Origin of the sequence: Sphingomonas elodea ATCC 31461 (genome assembly GCF_000226955.1) — a bacterium.
Lineage (GTDB): Bacteria > Pseudomonadota > Alphaproteobacteria > Sphingomonadales > Sphingomonadaceae > Sphingomonas > Sphingomonas elodea.
Genome location: NZ_AGFU01000012.1, coordinates 21,665 through 30,387, shown reverse-complemented (window position 1 = coordinate 30,387; position 8,723 = coordinate 21,665). Strand labels below are relative to the sequence as shown.

11 protein-coding genes are annotated in these 8,723 nt (G+C 66.2%); 7 read left to right on the top strand and 4 right to left on the bottom strand.

Features of this window, described 5'->3' with window-relative positions:
• Nucleotides 1-141: 141 nt before the first annotated feature.
• The 4 genes from KK7_RS22455 to lepB form a co-directional block, all read right to left on the bottom strand.
• The gene (locus KK7_RS22455) at nt 142-540 is read right to left on the bottom strand and encodes a hypothetical protein (protein WP_010543497.1); all 399 of its coding nucleotides are present in this window, start codon (nt 538-540) and stop codon (nt 142-144) included.
• Between the two features lie 677 nt (nt 541-1,217).
• Nucleotides 1,218-2,126, bottom strand: coding sequence for a GTPase Era (era, locus tag KK7_RS0104730; RefSeq protein ID WP_010543496.1), 909 nt, complete (start codon nt 2,124-2,126; stop codon nt 1,218-1,220).
• Nucleotides 2,127-2,289: 163 nt separating this feature from the next.
• On the bottom strand, nt 2,290-2,958 hold the full coding sequence (rnc, locus tag KK7_RS0104725) for a ribonuclease III (protein ID WP_010543495.1): 669 nt from the start codon (nt 2,956-2,958) through the stop codon (nt 2,290-2,292).
• Between the two features lie 2 nt (nt 2,959-2,960).
• Nucleotides 2,961-3,824, bottom strand: a complete 864-nt coding sequence (gene lepB / locus KK7_RS0104720; RefSeq protein ID WP_010543494.1) for a signal peptidase I — start codon at nt 3,822-3,824, stop codon at nt 2,961-2,963.
• Between the two features lie 105 nt (nt 3,825-3,929).
• On the opposite strand from lepB, the gene pgi reads away from it, so the two are divergent.
• From pgi to KK7_RS0104685, 7 genes are all read left to right on the top strand, one after another.
• Nucleotides 3,930-5,426 (top strand): glucose-6-phosphate isomerase, encoded by a 1,497-nt coding sequence (gene pgi / locus KK7_RS0104715; RefSeq protein ID WP_010543493.1) that lies wholly within the window; start codon nt 3,930-3,932, stop codon nt 5,424-5,426.
• A complete protein-coding gene (locus KK7_RS0104710; RefSeq protein ID WP_010543492.1) occupies nt 5,423-5,728 on the top strand; it encodes an alkylphosphonate utilization protein in 306 nt (101 codons plus the stop codon). The genes pgi and KK7_RS0104710 overlap by 4 nt, the downstream gene beginning before the upstream one ends.
• 60 nt (nt 5,729-5,788) lie before the next feature.
• The gene (locus tag KK7_RS0104705; RefSeq protein WP_010543491.1) at nt 5,789-5,995 is read left to right on the top strand and encodes a type II toxin-antitoxin system VapB family antitoxin; all 207 of its coding nucleotides are present in this window, start codon (nt 5,789-5,791) and stop codon (nt 5,993-5,995) included.
• Complete coding sequence (gene vapC, locus KK7_RS0104700) at nt 5,992-6,402, top strand: type II toxin-antitoxin system VapC family toxin (RefSeq protein WP_010543490.1); 411 nt, start codon at nt 5,992-5,994, stop codon at nt 6,400-6,402. The genes KK7_RS0104705 and vapC overlap by 4 nt, the downstream gene beginning before the upstream one ends.
• Nucleotides 6,402-7,748 carry a glutathione-disulfide reductase gene (gene gorA / locus KK7_RS0104695; protein WP_010543489.1) on the top strand — a complete coding sequence of 449 codons (1,347 nt, stop codon included), beginning with the start codon at nt 6,402-6,404 and terminating at the stop codon, nt 7,746-7,748. The genes vapC and gorA overlap by 1 nt, the downstream gene beginning before the upstream one ends.
• Before the next feature lie 61 nt (nt 7,749-7,809).
• Nucleotides 7,810-7,971: a hypothetical protein gene (locus KK7_RS23140; protein WP_193377993.1), complete on the top strand. Its 162-nt coding sequence runs from the start codon at nt 7,810-7,812 to the stop codon at nt 7,969-7,971.
• Complete coding sequence (locus tag KK7_RS0104685; protein WP_010543488.1) at nt 7,968-8,723, top strand: hypothetical protein; 756 nt, start codon at nt 7,968-7,970, stop codon at nt 8,721-8,723. Before KK7_RS23140 ends, KK7_RS0104685 begins: the two co-directional genes overlap by 4 nt.

The window sequence follows — 8,723 nt, the reverse complement described above, 5'->3', positions numbered from 1 at the left end:
ACAACAACACCCGGTCTCTGGTCCCGGCTGGATGAAAACCGGGGGTCACGTCAGTTCCACCATGGCAGGCGTCAGGTCCGGCACCTTGATGCTTGCAAAGGCGGGAGAGAGGTGGTCTCGCCATAGCTGCTCATAGCTTTGTCAGGCCTTTTTCATGCTGCCCTCCGCATCCCAATACTCCTCCCACAGGCGCTTGATGGTGGGGATCTGCCGCTCCCGAATGCGTTCAGCGCTCGCCTGCAACCGCTTCTGCCGCTCCCCTTCGGCCGTGCCCTTGCGGCCCCGTTCCCGCTCCGCCCACTTACGCGCCTGATCGGGGGTCATCTCCGCGAAGGATTTGGACAGCTTTGCCTGTGTGCCGCCCCTGCCGCCCTCCCGATAGGTGAATACCCAGCGCCAGCGGCTGGGATCATTGCTGCGGCGGGTTCTGAGGCCGAATCCGGTTATCTTGCTATCCCAGACGGTCTCCGCACAGGTAGGGTCAATGGCGCGGACGCCTCGGGTGGTCAGGTCTACCTTGATTGGCTGAGCATGAGGCACGGGTTATCTCCTTTCGACACACGGCCCCGCCGCCTGCCGAACCCTTTGCTCAGTCCTTCAAAATATCGGCACTCTGCCGGTCAGATGCAAGCCCACCGGGGAACCGACTGGGCAGCACGTGGGAAGCACATCGCATGGGGGTCCAGCGGGTCTCCCACCGAAGCGCACCGTCTCTGCACCCAACAAAGCCCAGCATTTCAGCCATTCCTGCGGACCCGGACGGGAGTCGGAAGAAGCCCAAAGTAGCTAGGCCCTGAGACTGCAAAGCCTATGATGCTTTGATCGACCTGCCCGAGCGAACCCCCAACGCTTTGTTGGCGGACAAGGGCTATGACGCCAACGCCATCCGTGCCGATCTTATCTACGGAAGATCGAAGCCGTCATTCCCGGCCGATCAAACCGCCGCGTAAAGATCACACACGACCGGGTGCTCTACAAACAGCGCAACCGTATCGAGCGCATGTTCGGCCACCTCAAGTCAACCGCGCCATCGCAACGCGCTACGACTAACTCTCGAGCAGCTTCCTCGGCATGGTCCACTTCGCCACCACCAGATACTGGTTCAAATTTGTCCACGCCGCCTAGGGCCGGTGCTGGTCCCGCTTACGGCGGACGGCCGGATCCGGGGGGCCGCCGCCAGTCGGACAGGCGGGGGCGCGGCGAGACCGGCGTGAGGCTCAGTCGACCCAGTCGAGCCCGATTTCGCGGTAGAGGCCGCGATCCTCTTCCCACTTCGGATTGACCTTCACGTGTAGGTACAGGTGCACCGGCACGCCGAGCAGCTTGGATAGCTCGGCACGCGCGCGGCTGCCGATTTCCTTGAGGCGCTGGCCGCCCTTGCCGAGCACGATCGCGCGCTGGGTATCGCGCGCGACGAGGATCTGCTGGTGGATTTCGACCGATCCGTCCTCGCGCTCGCTGTATTTCTCGGTCTCGATCGCGCTGGCATAGGGCAGTTCGGCATGGAGCTGCAAATAGAGCTGCTCGCGCGTCACCTCGGCGGCCAGCATCCGGTCGGTCGCGTCGGACACCTGGTCCTCGGGGAAATGCCACTCTTCCTGCGGCATGGCCTTGGCGAGCGCCGCCTTGAGTTCGGGCACGCCGTCGCCGGTCTGGGCCGAGACGAAATAGGTTTCGTCGAACGGCAACGCCTCGTTCAGCTTGGCGGCGTGGCCGAGCAGGCGCGGTTTGTCGGCAATGTCGACCTTGTTGAGGATCAGGATCTTGCGCCCCTTGCGGCCACGCAGGCTGTCGATCACCGCATGGACCTTGGGGCCGATGCCGCCCTTGCCGTCCACCACCAGCGCGACGAGATCGGCGCCGTCGGTGCCGTCCCAGGCGGCGGCGACCATCGCGCGGTCCAGCCGGCGCTCGGGTTCGAAGATGCCGGGGGTGTCGACCAGGATGATCTGGGTGTCGCCCTCGATGGCGATGCCCATCACGCGGGCGCGGGTGGTCTGCGCCTTGGGGCTGACGATGGCGACCTTCTGGCCGACCAGGGCGTTGACCAAAGTCGACTTGCCGGCATTCGGTGCGCCGAGGATTGCGACGACGCCGCAGGATTGGGGGGTGGTGGGTTCGGTCATGGGTTCCGATTGTACTGGGGAATGGGGATGGGGGCGAGGGCCAAAGCCCGACTTGAGCCCCTCCTCCTGGGAAGAGGGGTTGGGGGTGGAGGGATGCCAGACCCTCTGTTGGTCTCGGTGAGACACTGCCCCACCCCAAACCCCTCCCCTGAAGGGGAGGGGCTTAAGAACTGCCCAGCTTGGCCAGCAGTGCCGCCGCGGCCGCGGTCTCGGCTTCCTGCTTGTTGCTGCCCTCGGCGCTCGCCTCGGCAAGCTTGCCGACCGACACCTTCACCGTGAAGCGCGGCGCGTGGTTGGGGCCGGAGCGATCGACGATCTCATATTCCGGGGGTTTGCGGTTGCGCGCGGCCGCCCATTCCTGGAGCGCCGACTTGGGATGCTTGGGCGCCTTGGCATGCGCGTCGATCCGGTCGCCCCAGGCGCGGCGGACGAAGGCGCGCGCGGCATCGAGCCCGGATTCGCGATAATAGGCGCCGATCAGCGCCTCCATCACGTCACCCAGCACATTGTCGCTGTCCGCCGCACCGTCGTCGCGGGCCTGCTTGCCGAGGCGGAGGTGCGGCACCACGCCCAGCTCGCGCGCGACATCGGCGCAGACCGGGCCGGTGACGAGCGAGTTGAGCCGGCGCGACAGCGCGCCCTCCGGCTCCTCGGGAAACCGCTCGAACAGCCATTCGGCGACGATCAGCCCCAGCACCCGGTCGCCCAGGAATTCGAGCCGCTGATAGTTGCCGGCGGCCTGGCTGCCATGGGTCAGCGCACGTTGGAAAGCGGCGAAGTCTTTGGCGGGGCGGCCGAAGGTCTTCTCGACCCAGCCGCCCAGATCGGGCACGCTCAGAAGCCTTCTCCGATCCGGTTCCACCGGGCTGCGGTGAACCAGGTCCAGGGCAGCAGCCAGTTCGCGCCGCCATCGGTCGACCAGAAGTTCACGACTGCCTTGCCCTCGATGTTCTCGATCGGCACGAAGCCGATGCCCGAGCCATAGGGCGGCTGCTGGAAGCGGCTGTCGGTGGAGTTGTCGCGATTGTCGCCCATCAGGAACACATGGCCGGCGGGCACGGTATACACCTGGGTGTTGTCCTGCGGCAGATTGTCCTGGTCGAGCACGTTATACTGCTTGCCGTTCGGCAGCGTCTCGCGGAACTGCGGGATGCGGCAGATCGGCGCACCTTTGGCGTCCGCCGTCTGGAACTGCGTGGGGCAATGGGTGAAGTTGGGGCTGATCGGCAGCACGAAATCGGCGACGCGCTGCTTGGGCACCGGCTTGCCGTTCAGGATCACCTGGCCGTTCACCATCTCGATCGTGTCGCCCGGCAGGCCGATGACGCGCTTGATCCAGTCCTCACCATTGTGGTTCGGCGCCTTGAACACCACCACGTCGCCGCGCGCGGGCGTGCCCGGCAGGATGCGGCCGGGAATCAGCGGCAGGCTCCACGGCAGCGAGTGCTTCGAATAGCCGTAGTTCCACTTGGTGATGAACAGATAGTCGCCGATCAGCAGCCGCGGCAGCATCGATTCGCTGGGAATGCTGAACGGCGAGAAGATGAAACTGCGCACCACGAACACGATCAGCGCCAGCTTCAGCAGGAAGGTGGCGAGGTCGCGCCACTCCGACTTGGGCTTTTCCGGCTTTGCGGCAGGCACTTGCGCGGGGTTGGCGCTGGGTGCGCCGGGTTCGGTGGAGGCGGGCGTTTCCATGGGCACTGCTCTGCTAGGGCGCGGCGGGGAGGTCAAGCGGTGGAATGAGGCTGGAACGGGCCGGTGCGGGACGATAGGGGAACGCCTGCCACCAAGGAGATGAACATGGCCTTGCCCGACTGGACGCCGATCCAAGCCCTCCCCACCCCCAAGCTCACCGATCTGTTCGCGGCCGATGCCGATCGGCTGTCGCGGCTGAGCGCCGATGTCGCCGGCATCCATTTCGACTGGTCCAAGACGCACCTGACCCCAGAGGCCGTCGCCGCCTTCGCCGCGCTGGCGCAGCAGATGGACTTCGCCGCCAAGCGCGACGCGCTGTTCGCGGGCGAGGTGGTCAACGTGACCGAGGGCCGCGCCGCCGAGCATACCGCCGAGCGCTATGAGGGCGCGCCCGAGAGCGTCGCCCGCGCCCGCAGCCAGCATGCGCGGATGCGCGGGCTGATCGATGCGATCGAGGCCGAGGCGCTGGGGCCGATCCGCCACATCCTCCATATCGGCATCGGCGGCTCCGCGCTGGGGCCGGACCTGCTGGTCGACGCGCTGGGCCGCGACATGGACCGCTATGACGTGGCGATCGTCTCCAATGTCGACGGCGTGGCGCTGGAAAACGCGATGGACGTGTTCGATCCGCAGGCGACGCTGTTGGTGATCGCCAGCAAGACCTTCACCACCACCGAGACGATGCTCAACGCCCGGAGCGCGCTCGCCTGGATGGCCGAGGGCGGCGTCGAGGATCCCTATGGCCAGGTGATCGCGCTGACGGCCTCGCCGGAGAAGGCCATGGAATGGGGCGTCGACGAGACGCGCGTGCTGCCCTTCTTCGAGAGCGTCGGCGGGCGTTATTCGCTGTGGTCGTCGATCGGCTTCCCGGCGGCGCTGGCGCTCGGCTGGGACGCGTTCGAGGAACTGCTGGAAGGCGCGGCCGAGATGGACCGCCACTTCCGCCTGACCGATCTGGCGCAGAACGCGCCCGCGCTCGCGGCGTTCGCGGACCTTTATTACACCCAGGCGCGCGGCTGCGAGACCCGCGCCACCTTCGCCTATGACGAACGGCTGAAGCTGCTGCCGAGCTATCTCCAGCAGCTGGAGATGGAATCCAACGGCAAGCGCGTCACCGCCGAGGGCGAGATCGTGACCTACCCGACTTCGGCGATCACCTGGGGCGGTGTCGGCACCGATGCGCAGCATGCGGTGTTCCAGCTGCTCCACCAGGGCACGCACCTGGTGCCGGTCGAGTTCGTCGGGGTGATCGAGGCCGGCGATGCGCTCGCGCCCGAGCATCACCGCCAGCTGCTGCTCAACATGTTCGCGCAAGGCGCGGCGCTGATGGCGGGCAAGGGGCATGAAGACCCGGCTCGCGCCTATCCGGGCGACCGGCCGTCTTCGACGCTGCTGCTCGACAGCCTCGATCCGCGCACGCTGGGCGCGCTGATCGCCTTTTACGAGCACCGCGTGTTCGTGAACGCGGTGCTGCTCGGCATCAATCCGTTCGACCAGTTCGGTGTCGAGCTGGGCAAGGAAATGGCCAAGGCGGCGGACAGGGGCGGGCTCGATTTCGACCCCTCGACCAACGACCTGATCCAGCGGGCGTTCGGCGCGTGAGCGGCGACGACGAGTATGTCTATGACGAGGCGAGCGGGGAGTGGATCCCCGCCGCCGAGGCCGCGGCCAAGGCCGATGCGGCGGACGTGGTGGAAGTGCGCGACTCGGTCGGCAATCTGTTGCAGGACGGCGACCAGGTGACGCTGATCAAGGACCTCACCGTGAAGGGCGCCGGCCAGACGCTCAAGCGCGGCACGCTGATCAAGTCGATCCGTCTGACCGGCGATGCGCAGGAAATCGACTGCAAGTTCGACGGCATCAAGGGCCTGGTGCTGCGCGCGGAGTTCGTCCGCAAGCGGTGAGCTTGTTGTGGGGATGCACCGCGCCTATGTGTATCCTTGGCGGGAAGGATGTGTATCCCCATGCGGACCAATATCGAAATCGACCCCGAATTGATGGCCCAGGTGATGCGGCTCACCGGCGCGCGCACCAAGCGTGAGGCGGTGGACCGCGCGCTGCGCGAAACGTTGCGCCTGCGCCAGCAGGAGGCGCTGTTGCAGCTTTGGGGGCGCGGCTGGGACGGTGATCTGGAGGCGATGCGCACCAGCAAGCACCTCCCCGCCGAATGATCCTGGTCGACAGCAGCGTCTGGATCGATTTTCTCAATGCCCGCGACACGCCCGAAACCAACTGGCTCAAGCAGGCATTGCCGCGCTTCTCGCTGTGTACCGCCGATCTGGTGCTGGCCGAAGTGCTGCAGGGAACGCGCACCGACAAGGATTTCGCCTTGGCGCGCGACCTGCTGACGATGCTGGACGTCGTGACGCTGGGCGGGGCCGATTTGGCGATTGCTGCGGCCGCCAATTACCGGCTGCTGCGCGCCCAGGGCATTACCATCCGCAAGACGATCGATACGCTGATCGCCACCTACTGCATTCGGGAAAACCGCCCGTTGCTCTTTTCTGACCGCGACTTCGAGCCCTTTGTCGAGCATCTCGGGCTGGTCTCGGCGGTCAACCGTCCAGGAGTGAATTGATGTCCGACTATGACTTCGATCTGTTCGTGATCGGCGCAGGCTCCGGCGGCACCCGGGCCTCGCGCATGTCGGCGGCGTATGGCGCCAGGGTCGCGGTGGCGGAGGAGTATCGCGTCGGCGGCACCTGCGTGATCCGCGGCTGCGTGCCCAAGAAGCTGCTCATCTTCGGCGCGCATTTCGCCGAGGATCTGAAGGATGCGCGCCGCTTCGGCTGGGACGTGCCCGATTGCCGGTTCGACTGGCCGACGCTGCGCGACAATGTGCTGGCCGATGTCGACCGGCTCAATGGCCTCTACACCCAGGGGCTGGAGAATAACGGCGTCGAGATCATCCTCGATCGCGCGACCGTCACCGGCCCCCATGAAGTGACGCTTGACAGCGGCCGCAAGGTGACGGCCAAGACGATCCTGATCGCCACCGGCGCGCATCCGCACGTGCCGAGCTTCCCGGGCAGCGAGCATGGCATCACCTCGAACGAGGTCTTCCACCTGGAAACGCTGCCGCGCCGTGTGCTGATCGCCGGCGGCGGCTATATCGCCAACGAGTTCGCCGGCATCTTCAACGAGTTCGGCTCGAAGGTGACCTTGGTCAACCGCAGCGACGTGATCCTGCGCGGCTATGACGCACAGGTTCGTGACCGGCTGCTCCAGATCTCGATGACCAAGGGCATCGATTTCCGCTTCTTCGCCGAGTTCGAGAAGATCGAGAAGCAGGAAGACGGCAGCCTGCTGGTCTCGATGCGCGGGCACGACCCGATCGAGGTGGATTGCGTGCTGTTCGCTACCGGCCGCGTGCCCAACACCAAGGGGCTGGGGCTGGAGGATGTCGGCGTCGTGCTCGACGACAAAGGCGCGGTGAAGGTGGATGCCGACAATCGCAGCTCGGTCGACAGCATCTACGCGGTGGGCGATGTGACCAACCGGGTGCAGCTGACCCCGGTCGCGATCCGCGAGGGCCAGGCCTTTGCCGACACGCTGTTCGGCGGCAAGCCGCACCAGGTCGACTATCACTGCATCCCCAGCGCGGTGTTCAGCCACCCGCCGATCGCCGCGGTGGGGATGACCGAGGGCGAGGCGCGCAACGCGCTCGGCTCGGTGAAGGTCTATACCTCGGACTTCCGGGCGATGAAGAACGTCCTCGCCGGCCGCCAAGAACGCGCGCTGTACAAGATGGTCTGCGACGGGGTGAACGGCCGCGTAGTCGGCCTGCACATGATCGGGCCCGACGCGCCGGAGATCCTGCAGGCCGCGGCGGTGGCGGTGAAGGCGGGGCTGACCAAGGACGCGTTCGACGCGACCGTGGCGCTGCACCCGACCATGGCCGAGGAACTGGTGCTGCTGAAGTAGCGGCAGGCAGCGTAGTTGCCCGGGGATCTCCGGCGATCTATATAGGTCGCCGGAGGACCGTATGCGGGTGAACAGCGACAAGTCCATCGCCACGGCCAATGCCGTGTACGACCATTTCGGCAGCTGGCAGGCAGCCCGCCAGGCCGCGCGCTTCGAAGATGGTGTCTATGTGGTGCGGTTGAGCGACGCCCCGCATGTGGAGAAGCAGCCCAAAAAGGCATGAGCTTCAGCTACACGCTGTTCCTGGTGCTGCTGTTGCTGGCACCGGGGCTCGCGCTGTGGGCAGGTCTGCGTACGGGCGAGCGATCGGACCTGATCGCGCAGGCACCCGAAAAGCCCGGCTCGACCGTGAGCCTGATCCTCGTCGTGTTCGGTGCGCTGCTGGGGCACATCCTGCTCGCCGCGCTGTTCGTGCTTCAGGCCGGGTGGTGCAGCTGGAGCGGGCGGTGCGTCGCCATCGGCTTCGATCCCAATGTCTATCGGGTGATCCTCACCAATGGGCGCTCGGCGGGGCGGGCGACCGACCTGGCGTTTCTTTCCTGGCTGGTCTCGCTGCTGCTGCCAGCGGTGCTGGTCGGGGTGCTCGGCTATCGCGCGAGCGGCTGGCACTGGGTGCGCGAGCTGCGCGAGACGATGAGCTTCGGCTGGCTGAAGCGCTGGGTCGATCGCGCCCGTCCTGCCGACCGGTTCATAATGGCCTATGTCGTCACCAAGCTGGAGCATGACGGCGCCAATGTCGCCTATGAAGGCGTGGTCGAGAACATCGCGCTGGACGAGTATCGCGCGATCAAGATGCTGGTGCTGAGCCGGTGCGACCGGTTCCTCGTGCGCGTGGACGCGACCAAGGTGGAGCGGATCGACGCCGATCGCGCACCGATCCCGCTCCTCCAGCTCGAAGCCGGCAACATCGTCAACGTCGCGCTGGAGGTATTCCGCGTACCCGATCGTCCGCCGGACGCGAGCGACGGGGCCTGA

Bases quoted from the DNA above. Each gene is read 5' to 3' on its own strand.
- lepB (WP_010543494.1), bottom strand. From the start codon at position 3,824: ATGGAAACGCCCGCCTCCACCGAACCCGGCGCACCCAGCGCCAACCCC.
- KK7_RS0104685 (WP_010543488.1), top strand. From the start codon at position 7,968: ATGAGCTTCAGCTACACGCTGTTCCTGGTGCTGCTGTTGCTGGCACCG.
- KK7_RS0104705 (WP_010543491.1), top strand. From the start codon at position 5,789: ATGCGGACCAATATCGAAATCGACCCCGAATTGATGGCCCAGGTGATG.
- gorA (WP_010543489.1), top strand. From the start codon at position 6,402: ATGTCCGACTATGACTTCGATCTGTTCGTGATCGGCGCAGGCTCCGGC.
- era (WP_010543496.1), bottom strand. From the start codon at position 2,126: ATGACCGAACCCACCACCCCCCAATCCTGCGGCGTCGTCGCAATCCTC.
- vapC (WP_010543490.1), top strand. From the start codon at position 5,992: ATGATCCTGGTCGACAGCAGCGTCTGGATCGATTTTCTCAATGCCCGC.
- pgi (WP_010543493.1), top strand. From the start codon at position 3,930: ATGGCCTTGCCCGACTGGACGCCGATCCAAGCCCTCCCCACCCCCAAG.
- KK7_RS23140 (WP_193377993.1), top strand. From the start codon at position 7,810: ATGCGGGTGAACAGCGACAAGTCCATCGCCACGGCCAATGCCGTGTAC.